Raw genomic sequence first — 16,014 nt, 5'->3', positions numbered from 1 at the left:
CAGCTGCCGGGCGTGTCCGGTGGTGTTTCACGTGCGGCCGTGGCGGAACTGGTAGACGCGCAACGTTGAGGTCGTTGTGGGCGAAAGCCCGTGGAAGTTCGAGTCTTCTCGGCCGCACCACACTCTCTTTAGAACCATGACAAATGGGGAAGTTTCGGAATAGGCCGAACTTCTCCCCGCCCCGGTGCGTCGGTGCCGGTCGCTTTCGTCGCGGTGGGGCGATATCTCCCGATCATTGCTCGCTCGGGAGTCGCGCCATGATCAATCGCGTCCGTTTCGGCCTGTCGCTGCTCCTTGCCGGAATCCTTGGCGTCGCCGCGCTGGCTCAAACGCCGCTTGCCCAAACCATCTCTGCTCAGGCCCCGTCTGCTCAGGCCCCGTCTGCTCAGGCCCCGTCTGCTCAGGCAGCGTCGCGGGCGGGACCAACGCCGGGCCGGGACGATGTCTATGCCGACCGCAAGCGATTGCTCGTCATTGCCGACATTTCGACCGGTAATCAGACCGCGCATGGCGCACTGTCGCATGCCGCCTCGACGATCGAACAGATCGGCCGCGTGTCGGGCGCCTATGTGACGTTCATCCGCACCGACACCGATCTGGTCACCAAAGGCGAAGTGTGGGGCAAGGGCGATTATGCCAAAGGCGGCAGCAAGGCGTCGCGTGGCAATAATCTCGATTATTATGACGCCGTCCTGTTCTACACCAATGGTGAAACCAACCTCACCAGCGACCAGAAACGCGACCTGCTCGATTTCGTCGCGAAGGACGGCAAGGGCTTCATCGGCGTGCATACCGCGACCGCAACGGCCTATGGCTGGCCCGATTATGGCGAGATGATCGGCGGGTATTTCGACAATCATCCCTGGGGCGTGACCGATGCGAAGATCATCGTCGAGCGCCCGGACTTTCCGGCGATGAAGGCGTTCCGCACCGGCATGACGGTGCGCGACGAACATTATCAGATGCGCGCGACGCCCTATTCGCGTGCCAAGGTCGACGTCCTGGCGCGGCTTGACCCGAACAGCCTCGATCTGACCAACCCGAAGGTTCATCGCACTGACCGGGACTTCCCGCTCGCCTGGATCAAATCCTATGGCAAGGGCCGCGTCTTCTATTCCGATCTCGGGCATACCGATGCGAGCTGGGACGATCCGCGCGTGCGCACCTTGTATCTCGAGGGTATCAAATGGGCGCTCGGACTGGGCAAGGCCGAACCTCGGCCACATCCGATCCGGGCCCGCTAGAGATTGCCGCCATTGAACGCGGGGCGTACAGTAGCGTTATGCAACTCATGCACGGCGTCCGGCCGCGCTGCTGAAAGCCGCCCCCGCCCTTGTCCTTACCTGTTCCCGTCTATCTCAATGCGATCGGAACCGCTGTTCCGGAGCATGATATCCATCACGCTTTCATCGCCTGGGCGCGCGAGCGGCTGACCGATCCGCGCGTCGCGAAGCTGTTCGACCGGATGGCGGCGCGCTCGGCGATCAGCCATCGCTGGTCGATCCTGCCGCCGACCGGCAGCGGCGGCTCGCCGGTCGATCCGCAGGGCTTTTACGCCGATGCCATCCTCCCCGGCACCACGGCCCGTATGGGGATCTATGCCGAGGCGGCGCCCGCGCTGGGCATCGCGGCGATTGAGGCATTGGGTGACCGGATCGTCCCTGGCGACATCACCCATTTCGTCGTCGCCAGCTGCACCGGGTTCGTCGCGCCGGGCATCGATCAGATCGTCGCGAGGCAGATCGGCTTGTCGCCTTCGGTCGAGCGGCTGCTGATCGGCTTTATGGGCTGCTATGCCGCCGTCGCTGCGCTGCGCACCGCGCGGCACATCGTCCGCTCCGACCCCGCCGCGCGCGTGCTGGTGCTGTGCGTCGAGCTCTCGACGCTGCATTTGCAGGATGTCGCCGAGATCGAACCCTTGCTGGCGATGCTCCAGTTCGGCGACGGAGCCGCGGCCGCTTTGGTCACCGCCGAACCCGGCGGGTTCGTGCTGGGCGAGCCGTTCGCCACGACCTTGCCCGATTCGGAAGGCCTGATTCGCTGGGACATTACCGATCGCGGCTTCGCGATGCATTTGTCGGGCGAAGTCCCGGCGCGAATTGCCGCCGCGCTCGCCGATCCCGTTTTTGCCCAGGCGACGACCGGCGGGCGCGACCCGGTCGGGATTGATGGCTGGGCGGTTCACGCCGGGGGGCGGTCGATCCTCGATGCGGTGGAAGGGGCATTGCATCTGCCGGCCGAATCGTTGGCGGCCTCGCGCGGCGTGCTGGCCGACAATGGCAACATGTCCTCGGCGACATTGATGTTCGTGCTCGCGCGGCTGCTGGACGGACCAAGAGTCGCGGACGGCGTTGCGCTGGCCTTCGGCCCCGGCCTTGCCGCCGAGGGCTTCGGGTTCAGGAGTGCTGTATGAGCCTCGCGGTCCGTGCCCAGGCGGAGGAGCTGATGGACGCCGAGGATCTCGACGCCGCTACCTATGCCGATGTCGTCGGCGATCTCGCCCGGGTCAATGTCGTGACGATGGCGGCGCGGCCGACGCTCGATTTCCTGGCGCGCGGCACAAGGGGTATGACGCGGTTCCGCCTGCTCGATGTCGGTTTCGGCGATGGCGACATGCTTCGCCGCATTGCGCGTTGGGCGAAGCGGCGCGGGCTGGAGGCTGAGCTGGTCGGCGTCGATCTCAACCCGCGCAGCGAGCTGGCCGCGACCGCGCATACGCCGGCCGATCTGGGCATCACCTATATCACCGGTGATTATGCCGATCATGACGGCGCCGACCGCGGCGGCTGGGACTTCGTGATCAGCAGCCTGGTCGCGCATCATATGACGCATGACCAGCTGGTCGCGTTCCTGCGCTTCATGGAAGCAAAGGCCGTGCGGGGCTGGCAGGTCAACGACCTGCATCGCCACGGCTTTGCGCATTGGGGGTTCCCGATCCTTGCCACTCTCGCGCGCTGGCACCCGATCGTGCGGCATGACGGGCAATTGTCGATCGCGCGGTCGTATCGGCCGGACGAATGGTCGCCGATCCTGGCCGAGGCCGGCATCGTCGATGCGCGGGTCGCACGCGTCTTTCCTTTCCGGCTATGCGTCGAACGCCTGCGCTGATCGTCGGCGGCGGGCCCGCCGGGGCAAGCGCCGCGATCATCCTCGCGCGTGCCGGGCTGCCGCATCTGCTGATCGAGCGGAACCGCGAGACGGGCGATGTGCTGTGTGGCGGGTTTCTCAGCTGGCGGACGCTTGAGTCGCTGGCCAGTCTCGGCGTGGATCCGCAGGCGCTTGGGCCCGCGCGGGTCACGCGGGTGCGCCTCCTCGCGGGCGACAAAATGGTCGAAGCGTCGTTACCGCGACCCGCGCACGCCGTGTCGCGGCATCGTCTCGACACGCTGCTCCTCGCCCGGGCCGAGGCGGCCGGGGCGGCAATCGAGCGCGGTGTGACGGTAAAGGCGATCGAAAGTCGCGCGGCGCGACTTGGCGACGGCGCCGAAATCGCCGCTGAGGCGCTGTTCCTGGCCAGTGGCAAGCATGATGTCCGCGGCCTCGCCCGACCCGACTCCGCGCGCGGCGTCGATCCCACGCTCGGTCTGCGGGTCCGGCTGGGCCCCGCGCCGGCAGTCGAGCGGATGATCGGCGATGCGATCGAGCTGCACCTGTTCGACCGCGGCTATGCCGGGGTCGTGCTGCAGGAAGACGGTACCGCCAATCTGTGCATGGCGGTCCACCGCTCGCGCCTGGCCGAGGCCGGCGATCCCGAACGGCTGCTCGAGGCGCTGGGACGAGAACTGCCCGCGCTGGGCGAGCGGCTTGCCTGGCGCGCGACGGGGGCGGTCGATGCGGTCGCCAATGTGCCTTATGGCTGGCGCGCCCGGCAGGGTGAGACGGGGTTGTTCCGGCTCGGCGACCAGGCTGGCGTCATACCGTCACTCGCCGGCGAGGGCATAGGTATCGCCATCGCCAGCGGCATTCGCGCCGCCACGGCTTATGCAGCGGGCGGCAGCGATGCCGCGACGGCGTTCCAGACCCGGCTCGCGCGCGATCTCGCCCGGCCGATCGGGCTGGCCGGATTGATCCGGGATGGAGCCGAATCGCCACGCATCGCGCGAGCGGTCTTGCCGATCGCCCGCATCGCACCAATTATGATCGATGTCGTCGCCCGACTCACCCGGATCGGCCATGCTCGCGCCGACACGCGTTTCACTGCAGCCAAAGGTTGACCCGATGGATCATCTGACCCTGTCCGAAGGCGAGTGGCGCAAGAAATTGTCGGCCGAACACTATCATGTCCTGCGCGAAGCCGGGACCGAGCCGGCCTTTTCGGGCCGCTATAATCACAACAAGGCGGACGGCGTATATCGCTGCGCCGGCTGCGCCACGCCGCTGTTCGACAGTGCGGACAAATATGATTCGGGGTCGGGCTGGCCGAGTTTCACCCGGCCGATCGCCGCGGAGCATGTCACCGAACATGGCGATGACAGTCATGGCATGACGCGGATCGAGGCGCGCTGTGCCAAATGCGACGGCCATCTCGGCCATGTCTTTCCCGACGGTCCGCCGCCAACTGGCTTACGCTATTGCATCAACTCGCTGAGCCTGGATTTTCGCGCGCGCAGCGACGGCTGACGGTACAATAGCGCCGCTGCCGGTCTTGCCGACCTAACGCCCATCCCGGCCGAAATTGAGCCGCCGCGTCACGTTATAATCGAGCACCGCCATCACGAAATAGGCAGCGGCCTGCTTGATCCGCAGCCAGGGCGTGGTGCGGGCCTTGTACAGTTCGGCCGTGATCGCTTCGGATTCGGCGATCTCGCCATCGACATAAGCGCGGGCGTGCGCGGCGAAGGCGGCATCGTCGATCCGCAGCATGATTTCCAGGTTCAGGAACATGCTGCGAATGTCGAAATTGGCCGATCCGACATAAGTGACGTCATCGATCACGAACAGCTTGGTGTGGAGCTTGGTGGTCAGATACTCGTAGATCTGCACACGCTTGCGCAACAACCCGGCATAAGTGAAGCGCGACGCCCAGATCGATGCGCCATGATCATTCTTGGACGGCAGCACGATACGCACCCGCCCGCGCTTGCCGACCCGGTCGAGCCGGGTGAGCATGGCCGGGTTGGGAGCGAAATAGCCCGCGATCAGGTCGAACCGCGATGCGCTACGCATATCGTCCCGCACGGTCCGCGCCCAGGGCGACAAGCGCCGCGTCGGTCCGCCCAGCAACCAGCGCGCCGTGCCGTGCGGTTCGCTCCATACCGTAAGCATACGGCGCAACCGGCGCATCGACGCCTTGGGCTGCTTCGCCCAGGCCGACAGCGCGTCGAAATAGCCGGCCAGGCGCGTCGCCGCAGGCCCCTCGACCAGCAGCCCCAGGTCGCGCCAGGCCTGTTCGGCCGGGGTGCCGAAATAACTGTCCTGGATGTTGAACCCGCCGATGATGACGCGCGCCTGCGGGGTCGCGGCATCGGCGAGCGCGAGCTTCTGATGGTTGCGCAGCAGGTAGCGCCGCCCCCAGCGCGGCACGAAGCGGCATACCGTGACGCCGGCGGCATCGAGCGGCTCGAAGAAATGGCGTTGCGCGGCATGTTCGCTGCCCAGCCCGTCGACGATCAGCGACACCGCCACGCCACGCGCCGCCGCCGCGATCAACGCGCCGCGCACCCGCGCACCCGCGGCGTCATCGACATAGATATAATAGAGCACCCGCAAACTATGCTGTGCGCCGTCGATCAGGGCGATCAGCGCCTCGATCCGCCGCGGCCCGGTATCGAGCATTGTCAGCCGGTTGCCCTCGACGGTGAAGCACGGCTGTTCGGGCGGGTCGATCATCGCCTCAAGTGATGGCGACCGATTGCGCCAGGGGCAAGCCGGATTCCCCAACTCCGGGACGACTCCCGGATTCCTTGACTCTGGACCGATGGCACCTTAGATCGCGGCGCTTCACCTTATCGTCGTAAAGCGAAGGAAAGCCGTTCATGGCGCGCGTCACTGTCGAAGATTGCGTCGACAAGATTTCCAACCGGTTCGACCTGGTCCTGTTCGCCGCACAGCGTGCGCGTCAGATTTCGGGTGGTGCCGACCTCACGATCGATCGCGATCGCGACAAGAACCCGGTCGTCGCGCTGCGCGAGATCGCCGAGGAAACCGTCAAGCCGCCGCATCTCGAAGAAGCGGTGATTGCGGGCCTGCAGCGCGTCCAGGTCGATGACGAGGACGAGGCCGATGCCGTCGGCAGCATCGCCGCATCGGCCGAGGCGCTGCGCCTCACCGCTGCTGCGCCGCCGCGCAACCAGAATCTGGGCGCTGATTACGAGGGCTGAGCCTCCGCAGTCCGTTGTCCAATAAGCAAAGGGCCCGGGATGCGAATCCCGGGCCTTTTTGCGTTTGGCTCCCTTTTTTCCGTTGGGGATGCTCCGGCGCAAAGCCGATGACGCCCCTCGGCGCAAAGCCGATGACGGACGCGCGCGAAGCCGTTACAGGAGGCGGGATGAACCGTCCTGCCCTGTCCGTCGTCATCCCCTGCTACAATGAAGAGGCCTGCCTCGACCTGCTCCATGCGCGCGTTTCGGCTGCGGCACAGGCAGCGGTGGGCGAGGATTACGAGCTTGTCTTCATCAATGACGGCTCGCGTGACGCCAGCTGGCCGGCGATGCAGCGCCTCGCCGCTGCCGATCCGCATGTCGTTGCGATCAACCTGTCGCGCAATCATGGGCATCAGCTCGCACTGACCGCCGGACTCGATCTGTGCGCCGGCGCGCAGATCCTGATCATCGATGCCGATCTGCAGGATCCGCCCGAGTTGCTGGTCGACATGCGCGCGACGATGATCGCCGAGGATGCCGATGTGGTCTATGCCGTGCGTCGCAAGCGCGAAGGCGAGACGATCTTCAAAAAGCTCACCGCGGCTTTGTTCTACCGCATGCTCGACCGGCTGACCGATACGCCGATCCCGCTCGACACCGGCGATTTCCGCCTGATGAGCCGGCGCGCGCTCGATGCGTTCCTCAGCCTGCCGGAACAGGCGCGCTTCATCCGCGGCATGGTCGCCTGGATCGGCTTCCGTCAGGTGCCGTTCCTCTACGACCGCGCCGAACGCCATGCCGGGGAGACCAATTATCCGTTCGGCAAGATGGTGCGGCTCGCTTTCGATGCGGTGACCGGCTTCTCGACCGCGCCGCTGCGCTTTGCCAGCCATGTCGGCCTGGCGCTGACCGGCCTGTCGCTCTTGTTGTTCGTCTATATCGCGGTCGGCTTCATTTCGGGCAGCGCCGTGCAGGGCTGGACCTCGACCATGCTGGTGGTGGTGCTGCTCGGCGCAGTGCAGATGTTCGTGCTCGGCATGATCGGCGAATATCTCGGCCGGCTCTATGTCGAATCGAAACGCCGCCCACTCTATCTCGTGTCGGATATTGCCGGACCGGTGCAGGGCACAGCGACGCTTGGCTATCGTGCCGAAGCGCGTGTCGTGACGCTGCCGCCGGGGCCGGTCGAGGCGCTGATATCGCCCAATGTGGCGGGTGGTGCTCCGGCCAAGCCCCGCACGCGGAAACCCCGGGCCAAGGTTTGATCCGGCTGCGCTGACGCGTGGTACCAGCCTCGCTACGTTGACGGATTTCGAGTGGTCGGTGATCGAGCCGATCGGCGAGCAGCACGCCGCCGCCGAGCGTCTCTCGTCAAACTCGCTTCAGCCAAAATCTGGATGCGTCTTATGAGTCGGTGACCTAAGCCCTTGGTGCCGCCAGCGTGATGATCGATACGCCGGGCGTCATCGGCACGCGCCCGACCAGATGTCGTTCCAGCCGGAAGATCGCCTCGAACAGTGAATTGACCGGCTTGGGCGGCGGCGAATCGTCGCTGTCGTCGCGTCCGGTCACCCTCCCGAGCAGCCGCGCGGCGGCCGCGAGCGGGAAAAGCAGCGAGTTGAAATAGCCGAGCTTGCGCGGTTCGAGCCCGGCCTTGCGGATCGCCGCGATCAGCGTGCCCTTGGAATAGCGGCGGTGGTGATGGTTCACCACGTCATGCGCGCTCCACAGCCATTGATGCGCCGGGACCGTGATCAGGATCTTGCCGCCCGGCTTCAGGCAGGTCGCCATCGCCTGCAGCGCCGCGACATCGTCCTCGATATGCTCGACGACATCGAGCACCGCGATCAGGTCGTATGCGCCGCGTTCGACCCCGGGCAGGATCGGCAGCGGCGCGGCGCTGACCTCGCGCCCGAGCCGGAGGCTCGCGATATCGCGCGCGGCGGGATCGATCTCGATCGCATCGACGCTGCCGAAGCTCGCCAGCATCGGCAGATTATGTCCGGTGCCGCAACCAATCTCCAGGATGCGCGCCCCGGCGGGCAGATTGCCCTCGCGGGTCAGATAGTCCGCCAGGATATCGCGCCGCGCGCGGTACCACCAATGCGTCGAATCATGCGCCGCCATGCGGTCGTAGACGATTCTATCCATGCTTCTTGACCATCTCAGCCGAATCGCCCCCGAACACCCATTGCCGGTTGAGCGCAAAGGTCGCGAGCGGGGTGATCAGCACGACCGGGATCAGCGGCACCCAGGCGACCTGATGCAGCGGGCCGGTCAGCACCCAGGTGAACAGGGCGTTGAGCGCGAGACCGAAGCCCTGCACCACGAGGAACTTCAGGTGCTGGCGCCCGCTCGTGTCGCGCGTGCCGTGCCCCTTGAAGCTCCACGCACTATGCAGGAAGAATCCCGCCGTTACCGCCACGGCAAAGGCGAACGGCACGGCATACACCGCGTCGCCGCGCGGGAAGACCCAGGTCGCGAGCGGCAGATAGACCGCCGAATAGATCACGGTCGAAATCCCCCCGGCAATGCCGAAGCGGATCAGCTGACCGAGCATGCCACTCGAACGCCACATCTCGAAACGTCTGATAATCGCCGTCACGCCACCTTGCCCTTTACGCGCGCCGCAGTAGAGCGCGAGTCAAGGCGAGGGAAGCATTTTGAGCGACATATCCAAATCCAGCATCGAACTGCGCGACGAAATCGACCGCAACTGGATGCGGCTGACCCTGATCGCCTGGATCGTGATCCTCGCCTATTTCGTGTTCGACCGCTGGAATTCGATCCAGTGGCTGTCGCTCGGCGACACTGACGACAATATGCGGCTGATGCAGGTGCGCGCGCTGCTCGACGGGCAGGGCTGGTATGATCTGCGCCAGTACCGGCTCAATCCGCCGGGCGGTTTCGATATCCATTGGAGTCGGATCGTCGACTTGCCGATCGCCGGGCTGATCCTGATCCTGCGCCCGTTCGTCGGCGTGCCGGAGGCGGAACGGCTGGCGTGCGGCATTGCGCCGTTGCTGCCGCTCAGCCTGGCGATGATCGGGCTGGCCGCGACCGCGCGGCGGCTGGTCAGCCCGGTGGCCTGGCCGCTGGCGATCGTCTTCCTGCTTGGCTGCACCGCCACGATGCTGATGTTCATGCCCGATCGCATCGACCATCATGGCTGGCAGCTCGCCATGCTCAGCCTCACCGTCGCTGGCCTGGCCGACCCCAAAAAGGCGCGCGGCGGCGCGATTGTCGGGGTGACGAGCGCGGTGTCGCTCAATATCGGGCTCGAACTCCTGCCCTACGCCGCGATGGCCGGCGCGATCATTGCGCTGCGTTGGGTGTGGGACCGGAGCGAGGCGGCGCGGCTCAGCGTCTATGGCCTGACGCTCGCCGGCGGGTGCGGGATCGGATTCGTGCTGTTCGCGTCGAACGCCAACCAGGTGATGCGCTGCGATGCGCTGACCCCGGTCTGGCTGAGCGTGATGGTGGTCGGCGGCGGCCTGTTGTTCCTGCTCGCGCGCCTGAACCCGGAACAGCGCTGGGCCCGGCTTTCGCTGGCCGTGGTGGCGGGCGCGGTGATCGCGACCGGCTTCGCGCTGCTGTTCCCGCAATGCCTGGGGCGCCCCGAGCAAGTGTCGCCCGAACTCGCCCGCACCTGGCTCGACAATGTCCGTGAGGCGCGGCCGATCTACAAGCACCCATTCCGCATGGCCTTTCCGATCGTCACCCTGCCGGTGATCGGCATTCTCGGCGCGGCGTTCGCGACCTGGCGCGCGCGGAACGACATCAGCATCAATGGCTGGGTGCCGGTGCTGATGTTCTCGACCTTTGCCGGCCTCATGCTGTTGTGGCAGGCGCGTGCCGGCCCTGCCGCGCAGCTCCTGGCGGTGCCCGGCGCGGTTGCTTTGGCCTGGATCATCCTTGGCTGGACCCTGGGTCATGACCGGATGCTGGTGCGCGTGTTCGGCACGGTGATCGGCTTCATGGCGGTGTCGGGCATGTTCGCCGGCTTCGCGATCAAATATCTGCCGATCGACCGGCCCAGTCCGCGCACTAATGTGGTCAACCGCTCGACCGGCCTGTGCATGACGGTTCCGGCGATGAAGGGGCTCGACCGCTATCCGGCGCAGACCATCTTCACCTTTGTCGATCTCGGGCCGCGGCTGATCGCGACAACGCATCACAATGCGGTGGCCGGGCCCTATCATCGCAATGGCGATGCGATCCTCGACGTGCAGCACGCCTTTTCGCGCTCGCCGGAGAATTTCCGCGCGATCGCGAAACGGCATGGCGCGACCTTGCTGCTGGTCTGTCCGAACATGGCGGAATCGACGGTGTACCGCGCACGCAACCCGGGCGGGTTCTACGACCAGCTGGCCAATCGCAAGGTGCCGGCATGGCTCGAACCGCTGCCGCTCCAGGCCAAATCGCCCTTCCGGCTGTACCGGATCAAATAAGCGGCGGGCATGGGGATTCCTCTGAGCCGGTCGAAAGGCCGGCTTTCTTTCTCGATGATCGGTAACGCTCGGCCTCTATTAAGCAGCTGATATATAAAGATTTATATAGGATTATCGCTGAACCCGAGGCAGAAAGGGCATGACACAAATCGGTGTCCCATATCTCCCCGCCGCTCGCGGCCATAACGCTCGATGCTTTACGTCAGGCTGATGCGGATGCCGTCGATCACGAACTGAACCGCAAGCGCGGCGAGCAGCACGCCAAGCAGGCGCGTGATCACCGCCTCGATCTTCGCGCCGAGCACGCGCATGATCGGACCTGCGGCGAGCAGGGCGACGAGTGTCAGCAACAGGATCGTTGCCAGCGCGCCGAGCACGACCAGCGTGCGTTCCACGCCCTCATTCTTGCTCATCAGCAGCATGACCGAGGCGATCGATCCCGGCCCGGCGATCATCGGCATCGCCATCGGGAAGATCGACACGTCCTCGACTTCGGGCGTCGCGGCGACCTTGGCGGCGCGGTCCTCGCGCCGTTCGGTGCGCTTCTCGAACACCATTTCCAATGCGATCAGGAACAGCATGATGCCGCCCGCAATGCGGAAACTGGCCAGGCTGATGCCCAGGCCGCGCAGCAGATCCTCCCCGAACAATGCGAAGACCAGCAATATGCCCGAGGCGACCAGCACCGCACGGATCGCCATGGCGCGGCGGTGCGCCGGGTCGGCGCCCGCCGACAGCCCGGCATAGATCGGTGCGCAGCCCGGCGGATCGATCACCACGAAAAAGGTGATCAGCGAGGATACGAAGAGCTCGATCACTTCGGCGGTGCCGCTATGTCATTGTCGATCACGGCCACATAATCATGACCGTTCCAGATCTTTGCGGAAAATTGGCGCGACAGGTCAGGTTCTACCGCCCAATACCAGTTCAGCGTCGAATCCTTGGACTGGCCGGAGCCGCTTGGCGGCGCGCCAATTGTCACTAGTGGAATCGCTTTCGTGGCGCAGTCGGGCTTGACGAGCTTCGGCTCGGCCGGCCGTTCGCGCGGCGCGGTCAGCTCGTCACCGCCATCGACGATCCATTTCCAGCCGCCATCGGCCTGGCGCTGCCACACGGTGGTGAAATAACCGACCGCACCATCCGGCCGCTTCCAGCCGCCGGTGTTGATCGCCAGTGTCTCGTCGCACGAGACATAGCTTTCGGTCGGCCACCACTCGATCGCCTTGGGTGGGTCCTCGCGGTCCTTGAGGAACTCCTGCGCTTTGACCACTTGTGGCACGAACATCACCGCATTCTCGGTCGCATAGCGGCGAAACGCCGTCCATTGACCGTCCGTCTGCGCCGCGGCGGCAAAGGCGCGCTCGGCATCGATAGCGGTCATGGCAGGTGCAGCGGCGGCTATGAGCAGCGCGAGCAGCATCACAGCGCCCCCTTGTCATAAGCGACGCCGCATCGGCGATGCGCGGAGACCAGAGTATTGCGCAACAGCACGGCAATGGTCATCGGCCCGACTCCGCCCGGTACCGGCGTGATCGCACCGGCGACGCTTGCCGCGCCGGCGAAATCGACATCGCCGACCAGGCCATCCTCGGTGCGGTTGATGCCGACATCGATCACCGTCGCGCCGGGCTTGATCCACTCGCCCTTGATCATGCGTGGCCGGCCGACCGCGGCGACGACGATATCGGCGCGGCGCACCACGCTCGACAGGTCGCGCGTCTTCGAATGCGCGATCGTCACGGTGCAGCTGTCGCCGAGCAGCAATTGCGCCATCGGCTTGCCGACAAGGTTGGAGCGCCCGATTACGACTGCGTCGAGCCCGGCAAGATCGCCAAGCCGGTCCCTGAGCAGCATCAGGCAGCCAAGCGGGGTGCACGGCACAAAGCCCTCGAGCCCGGTCGCCAGCCGCCCGGCATTGACCGGATGCAAGCCGTCGACATCCTTGTCCGGGTCGATCCGGGTGATCACCACGCGGTCATCGATATGGCCGGGCAATGGCAGCTGGACCAGGATGCCGTCGACTGCCGGATCGGCATTGAGCGTCTCGACCAGGGCCAGCAATTCGTCCTGCGACGCGGTCGCGGGCAGGCGGTGCTCGAAGCTTTCCATGCCCGTAGCGCGCGTCGCCTTGCCCTTCGACCGGACATAGACCGCGGACGCCGGGTCGTCGCCGACCAGCACGACCGCCAGCCCCGGCGCGCGTCCGGCAGCGGCGGCGAAAGCGGCAACCTGGACGGCGAGCCGTCCGCGAAAGGCTTCGGCAAATGCCTTGCCGTCGATGATCTCTGCGCTCATGTCCCGGCCTCATAGAATGCGGCGGCAATTCCCGCCAGCGTGGTGACGTCGCCACTGATGTGCAGCCGCTTCAATCGCGCGGTATCGCCTGCGATCAGGCTGACCGCGCGTTTCGGCACGTCGAAAGCCCTTGCCACCAACGGCACCAGCGCCGCGTTCGCCGCCCCTTCCACCGGCGCGGCGGTCAGCCGCGCGATGAAATGGTCCGGCGTGCCGGCGGCGAAACTCTCGCGCGATGATCGCGGCGTGACTCGAACGGCGATGGCGATGCCGTCGCTGCGTTCAATCCAGGCGCTCACATTGCGGGCGGTGCGCTCATCTGGATCGCGATCGCCGGAATCAGGATCGTCTGGATGATATAGATGACCAGCAGCACGACGAGCGGCGACAGGTCGAGCGCGCCGAAATCGGGCATGATGCGGCGGATTGGCCGGTATAGCGGCTCGGTCATGCGCTTCAGCGCCTCCCACACCGTGCGCACCGTGTCGTTATGGGTGCTGATGACGTTGAAGGCGAGCAGCCAGGATAGGATCGCCTGAACGATGATGATCCACCAGACGACGGTGAGCAGAACCTGGACGATTCTGAGAATGACGAACAATTGCGCTCTCCGCTTGGCGTGGGCGCACACCGATAGCGGAAAGCGGGTGCCCTGAACAAGGGCACCCGTGACCGTTCGTTACGCGATCGTAAGAATGCGGCGGGTTTCCCCGGACTTTTGCGGTGTGCGGACGGCTTCCGCCACCTGCACGACGGCCAGATGCGTACGCCGTGTCGCGCCTGCCGGGCCGCAGGGCAGTGGTTCGGCACGACGCAGCTTGGCGACGGCGCGGCGGTCGAGGCTGTCGTCGCCCGATCCCTGGATCACGCGGATGTCGGCGATCGCGCCGCTCGCGTCGACGCTGAAGGCCAGAGTTGCGGTACCGCTGCGATAGGCGATGCCGGGGGTGACGGGATCGGCCGCGGTCGCGCGGTCGATCGCCGTGCCGAGAGCCGCGATCCAGCGGGCCTCGTCGAAGCTGTCGGTGTGAATCATCGCCGTCTCCTTCGCTCTTCCGGAAGGAATTTGTAGCGCGGCGATGTTAAGCGGGCGCGACACTGGCGTGACGACGGTGACACGAAAACGTCACAGGAGTGACACGAAGCGTTGCAATTCGCTGAGGTGCGGCACCGGCCGGTGGCGTCTTCCTGGATCAAGCTCTAGCGGTGGACGAGCGTACCCGCGCCCTGGCGGGTGAAGATTTCGAGCAGCATCGCATGCGGCACGCGTCCGTCGAGGATGACCGCCGCATCGACGCCGCCCTCGACCGCGGCGACACAGGTTTCGAGCTTGGGGATCATCCCGCCGCTGATCGTGCCGTCGGCGCGCAGTTCGGCGATCCGCGCCGGATCGAGATCGGTGAGGAGTTCGCCCTGCTTGTCGAGGACGCCGGCGACATCGGTCAGCAGGAACAGCCGTGACGCCCCCATCGCGGCGGCGACCGCGCCGGCCATGGTGTCGGCGTTGATATTATAGGTATGACCGTCATCGCCGATCGCGATCGGTGCGACCACCGGGATCACCCCGGCCTGACTCAGCGTATCGATGATCGACCGATCGACCGACACGGGTTCGCCGACAAAGCCGAGATCGACCACGCGTTCGATATTGCTGTCGGGATCCCGCTTGGTCCGCTCGACCTTCCGCGCACGCACGAAACTCGCATCCTTGCCCGAAATGCCGACTGCGCGACCGCCGGCCTGGCCGATCCAGGCGACCAGCTCCTTGTTGATTGCACCCGACAAAACCATTTCCGCGACCTGCGCGGTCTGCGCGTCGGTCACCCGCAACCCGTCGATGAAGCTCGATTCGACGCCAAGCTTTTTCAGCATCGCGCCGATCTGCGGCCCGCCGCCATGCACCACGACGGGGTTGATCCCGACCGCTTTCATCAACACGACATCTTCGGCGAAATCGCGCGCCAGCTCCGGATCGCCCATCGCATGACCGCCATATTTCACCACGAAGGTCGCGCCGGCATAGCGCTGCATATAGGGCAGCGCTTCGGTGAGCGTTTCGGCCTTGGCGAGCAAAGCGGGGTCGGGCGAATGATCGGTCATGGTCCCGCCCACTAGCGCCCGGAGCCCATCACCACAATGATCGGGTTTCACGATGGGGATCGGGTCTCACGAGGGCTGACCTTCGATACCCTATGTCCCCGGATCATGATCGTCCCTATCATGCGCTGCAGAGGAGAGAAGGATGCACAGCCACATCAAGATCGCCATCGTCACGGGCCTGGCGCTCGCCGTCTCTGCCTGCAGTGGCCGGCATCGCGGCCCCGCCGACCTCGATAAGAATGAGACGCTGCTCCAGGTGAGCGCGACCGGCCAGTCCGAAAGCAAGCCCGACGAGGCTAATTTCGCGATCGGTGTCTCCTCGATCGCCGTGACGTCGGAAGCTGCCACCGCCGCGAACAATGCCAAGATCAACGCCGTCGTCGCCGCCCTCAAGGCGCTCGATGTGCGTGACGCGGACATGCAGACCCGCCAGGTCGGTGCCTCGCGGATCGAATGGGGCGCGAACCGCAATAAGTTCGAAGCGAACAACAGCATCTCGATCCGGATGCGCGACGTCTCGAAGGCCGGCGCCGCGATCCAGGCCGCGACGCGCGCCGGCGCCAATATCCTGTCGGGCCCCGATCTGCGTGTCTCGGACCCCGAGGCGGCCAGCCGCGGCGCCTATGCATCGGCCTATAAGGCCGCCCGCGCCCGCGCCGATGTCTATGCCGAGGCGACCGGGATGAAGGTGGTCCGCATTCTTGCGATCCGCGATGGCGGCGGTGTGCCGGTCCCGCAGGGGGGCGCCATGTACGACACCGCAAAGCTGCAAGAGGCCGATGCCGCCCCGCCGCCGGTATTGGCCGGCGCCGACCGCTCGCAGGCCGGCGTCAGCGTCGATTTCGTGCTCGGGCCGAAATAGCGTT

19 protein-coding genes and 1 tRNA gene are annotated in these 16,014 nt (G+C 65.7%); 10 read left to right on the top strand and 10 right to left on the bottom strand.

Features of this window, described 5'->3' with window-relative positions:
• Positions 1–33 precede the first annotated feature (33 nt).
• The 6 genes from ACRECS_RS01610 to msrB all read left to right on the top strand — a co-directional run bounded on the left by ACRECS_RS01610 (position 34) and on the right by msrB (position 4,620).
• A tRNA-Leu gene (locus ACRECS_RS01610) sits at positions 34–120 on the top strand.
• A 137-nt stretch (positions 121–257) separates the two neighbouring features.
• Positions 258–1,244: a ThuA domain-containing protein gene (locus tag ACRECS_RS01605; protein WP_431581201.1), complete on the top strand. Its 987-nt coding sequence runs from the start codon at positions 258–260 to the stop codon at positions 1,242–1,244.
• Positions 1,245–1,333: 89 nt separating this feature from the next.
• Positions 1,334–2,413 (top strand): type III polyketide synthase, encoded by a 1,080-nt coding sequence (locus ACRECS_RS01600; protein WP_431581200.1) that lies wholly within the window; start codon positions 1,334–1,336, stop codon positions 2,411–2,413.
• Positions 2,410–3,108 carry a methyltransferase domain-containing protein gene (locus ACRECS_RS01595; RefSeq protein WP_431581199.1) on the top strand — a complete coding sequence of 233 codons (699 nt, stop codon included), beginning with the start codon at positions 2,410–2,412 and terminating at the stop codon, positions 3,106–3,108. Before ACRECS_RS01600 ends, ACRECS_RS01595 begins: the two co-directional genes overlap by 4 nt.
• Positions 3,087–4,214, top strand: a complete 1,128-nt coding sequence (locus ACRECS_RS01590; RefSeq protein WP_431581198.1) for an NAD(P)/FAD-dependent oxidoreductase — start codon at positions 3,087–3,089, stop codon at positions 4,212–4,214. The genes ACRECS_RS01595 and ACRECS_RS01590 overlap by 22 nt, the downstream gene beginning before the upstream one ends.
• Before the next feature lie 4 nt (positions 4,215–4,218).
• Positions 4,219–4,620 carry a peptide-methionine (R)-S-oxide reductase MsrB gene (gene msrB / locus ACRECS_RS01585; protein ID WP_431581197.1) on the top strand — a complete coding sequence of 134 codons (402 nt, stop codon included), beginning with the start codon at positions 4,219–4,221 and terminating at the stop codon, positions 4,618–4,620.
• Positions 4,621–4,653: 33 nt separating this feature from the next.
• Here the strand turns inward: msrB and ACRECS_RS01580 are convergent, their stop codons facing one another.
• On the bottom strand, positions 4,654–5,829 hold the full coding sequence (locus tag ACRECS_RS01580; RefSeq protein WP_431581196.1) for a phospholipase D-like domain-containing protein: 1,176 nt from the start codon (positions 5,827–5,829) through the stop codon (positions 4,654–4,656).
• Between the two features lie 146 nt (positions 5,830–5,975).
• On the opposite strand from ACRECS_RS01580, the gene rpoZ reads away from it, so the two are divergent.
• Positions 5,976–6,320, top strand: a complete 345-nt coding sequence (rpoZ, locus tag ACRECS_RS01575) for a DNA-directed RNA polymerase subunit omega (protein WP_431581195.1) — start codon at positions 5,976–5,978, stop codon at positions 6,318–6,320.
• A 167-nt stretch (positions 6,321–6,487) separates the two neighbouring features.
• Complete coding sequence (locus ACRECS_RS01570; protein ID WP_431581194.1) at positions 6,488–7,567, top strand: glycosyltransferase family 2 protein; 1,080 nt, start codon at positions 6,488–6,490, stop codon at positions 7,565–7,567.
• Positions 7,568–7,721: 154 nt separating this feature from the next.
• Here the strand turns inward: ACRECS_RS01570 and ACRECS_RS01565 are convergent, their stop codons facing one another.
• Positions 7,722–8,453 carry a class I SAM-dependent methyltransferase gene (locus ACRECS_RS01565; RefSeq protein ID WP_431581193.1) on the bottom strand — a complete coding sequence of 244 codons (732 nt, stop codon included), beginning with the start codon at positions 8,451–8,453 and terminating at the stop codon, positions 7,722–7,724.
• Complete coding sequence (locus ACRECS_RS01560) at positions 8,446–8,862, bottom strand: GtrA family protein (protein WP_431581405.1); 417 nt, start codon at positions 8,860–8,862, stop codon at positions 8,446–8,448. Before ACRECS_RS01560 ends, ACRECS_RS01565 begins: the two co-directional genes overlap by 8 nt.
• Positions 8,863–9,022: 160 nt before the next feature.
• Between ACRECS_RS01560 and ACRECS_RS01555 the strand changes: the two genes are divergently transcribed.
• Positions 9,023–10,753 (top strand): AcrB/AcrD/AcrF family protein, encoded by a 1,731-nt coding sequence (locus ACRECS_RS01555; protein WP_431581404.1) that lies wholly within the window; start codon positions 9,023–9,025, stop codon positions 10,751–10,753.
• A 197-nt stretch (positions 10,754–10,950) separates the two neighbouring features.
• On the opposite strand, the gene ACRECS_RS01550 is transcribed toward ACRECS_RS01555, so the two are convergent.
• The 7 genes from ACRECS_RS01550 to argB form a co-directional block, all read right to left on the bottom strand.
• Positions 10,951–11,571 carry a MarC family protein gene (locus tag ACRECS_RS01550; RefSeq protein ID WP_431581192.1) on the bottom strand — a complete coding sequence of 207 codons (621 nt, stop codon included), beginning with the start codon at positions 11,569–11,571 and terminating at the stop codon, positions 10,951–10,953.
• On the bottom strand, positions 11,568–12,173 hold the full coding sequence (locus ACRECS_RS01545; protein WP_431581191.1) for a hypothetical protein: 606 nt from the start codon (positions 12,171–12,173) through the stop codon (positions 11,568–11,570). The genes ACRECS_RS01550 and ACRECS_RS01545 overlap by 4 nt, the downstream gene beginning before the upstream one ends.
• On the bottom strand, positions 12,173–13,048 hold the full coding sequence (folD, locus tag ACRECS_RS01540) for a bifunctional methylenetetrahydrofolate dehydrogenase/methenyltetrahydrofolate cyclohydrolase FolD (protein ID WP_431581190.1): 876 nt from the start codon (positions 13,046–13,048) through the stop codon (positions 12,173–12,175). Before folD ends, ACRECS_RS01545 begins: the two co-directional genes overlap by 1 nt.
• Positions 13,045–13,347 carry a DUF167 domain-containing protein gene (locus tag ACRECS_RS01535; protein WP_431581189.1) on the bottom strand — a complete coding sequence of 101 codons (303 nt, stop codon included), beginning with the start codon at positions 13,345–13,347 and terminating at the stop codon, positions 13,045–13,047. The genes folD and ACRECS_RS01535 overlap by 4 nt, the downstream gene beginning before the upstream one ends.
• Positions 13,344–13,649 (bottom strand): YggT family protein, encoded by a 306-nt coding sequence (locus ACRECS_RS01530; RefSeq protein ID WP_431581188.1) that lies wholly within the window; start codon positions 13,647–13,649, stop codon positions 13,344–13,346. The genes ACRECS_RS01535 and ACRECS_RS01530 overlap by 4 nt, the downstream gene beginning before the upstream one ends.
• A 78-nt stretch (positions 13,650–13,727) precedes the next feature.
• Positions 13,728–14,084 carry an energy transducer TonB gene (locus tag ACRECS_RS01525; protein ID WP_431581187.1) on the bottom strand — a complete coding sequence of 119 codons (357 nt, stop codon included), beginning with the start codon at positions 14,082–14,084 and terminating at the stop codon, positions 13,728–13,730.
• Positions 14,085–14,248: 164 nt separating this feature from the next.
• Complete coding sequence (gene argB, locus ACRECS_RS01520) at positions 14,249–15,148, bottom strand: acetylglutamate kinase (protein ID WP_431581186.1); 900 nt, start codon at positions 15,146–15,148, stop codon at positions 14,249–14,251.
• A gap of 142 nt (positions 15,149–15,290) precedes the next feature.
• Here argB and ACRECS_RS01515 point away from each other — a divergent pair, with 142 nt between their 5' ends.
• Positions 15,291–16,010: an SIMPL domain-containing protein gene (locus tag ACRECS_RS01515; protein WP_431581185.1), complete on the top strand. Its 720-nt coding sequence runs from the start codon at positions 15,291–15,293 to the stop codon at positions 16,008–16,010.
• Positions 16,011–16,014: the final 4 nt, after the last annotated feature.

It is taken from the genome of Sphingomonas sp. (assembly GCF_050725575.1).
In the GTDB taxonomy this organism is placed as follows: Bacteria; Pseudomonadota; Alphaproteobacteria; order Sphingomonadales; family Sphingomonadaceae; genus Sphingomonas.
The sequence above is the reverse complement of the archived record's forward strand: the minus strand, read 5'-3'. Positions and strand labels throughout refer to the sequence as shown.

Bases quoted from the DNA above. Each gene is read 5' to 3' on its own strand.
- ACRECS_RS01605 (WP_431581201.1), top strand. From the start codon at position 258: ATGATCAATCGCGTCCGTTTCGGCCTGTCGCTGCTCCTTGCCGGAATC.
- ACRECS_RS01595 (WP_431581199.1), top strand. From the start codon at position 2,410: ATGAGCCTCGCGGTCCGTGCCCAGGCGGAGGAGCTGATGGACGCCGAG.
- ACRECS_RS01590 (WP_431581198.1), top strand. From the start codon at position 3,087: ATGCGTCGAACGCCTGCGCTGATCGTCGGCGGCGGGCCCGCCGGGGCA.
- msrB (WP_431581197.1), top strand. From the start codon at position 4,219: ATGGATCATCTGACCCTGTCCGAAGGCGAGTGGCGCAAGAAATTGTCG.
- ACRECS_RS01580 (WP_431581196.1), bottom strand. From the start codon at position 5,829: ATGATCGACCCGCCCGAACAGCCGTGCTTCACCGTCGAGGGCAACCGG.
- rpoZ (WP_431581195.1), top strand. From the start codon at position 5,976: ATGGCGCGCGTCACTGTCGAAGATTGCGTCGACAAGATTTCCAACCGG.
- ACRECS_RS01570 (WP_431581194.1), top strand. From the start codon at position 6,488: ATGAACCGTCCTGCCCTGTCCGTCGTCATCCCCTGCTACAATGAAGAG.
- ACRECS_RS01565 (WP_431581193.1), bottom strand. From the start codon at position 8,453: ATGGATAGAATCGTCTACGACCGCATGGCGGCGCATGATTCGACGCAT.
- ACRECS_RS01560 (WP_431581405.1), bottom strand. From the start codon at position 8,862: ATGCTCGGTCAGCTGATCCGCTTCGGCATTGCCGGGGGGATTTCGACC.
- ACRECS_RS01555 (WP_431581404.1), top strand. From the start codon at position 9,023: ATGCGGCTGACCCTGATCGCCTGGATCGTGATCCTCGCCTATTTCGTG.
- ACRECS_RS01545 (WP_431581191.1), bottom strand. From the start codon at position 12,173: ATGCTGCTCGCGCTGCTCATAGCCGCCGCTGCACCTGCCATGACCGCT.
- folD (WP_431581190.1), bottom strand. From the start codon at position 13,048: ATGAGCGCAGAGATCATCGACGGCAAGGCATTTGCCGAAGCCTTTCGC.
- ACRECS_RS01525 (WP_431581187.1), bottom strand. From the start codon at position 14,084: ATGATTCACACCGACAGCTTCGACGAGGCCCGCTGGATCGCGGCTCTC.
- argB (WP_431581186.1), bottom strand. From the start codon at position 15,148: ATGACCGATCATTCGCCCGACCCCGCTTTGCTCGCCAAGGCCGAAACG.
- ACRECS_RS01515 (WP_431581185.1), top strand. From the start codon at position 15,291: ATGCACAGCCACATCAAGATCGCCATCGTCACGGGCCTGGCGCTCGCC.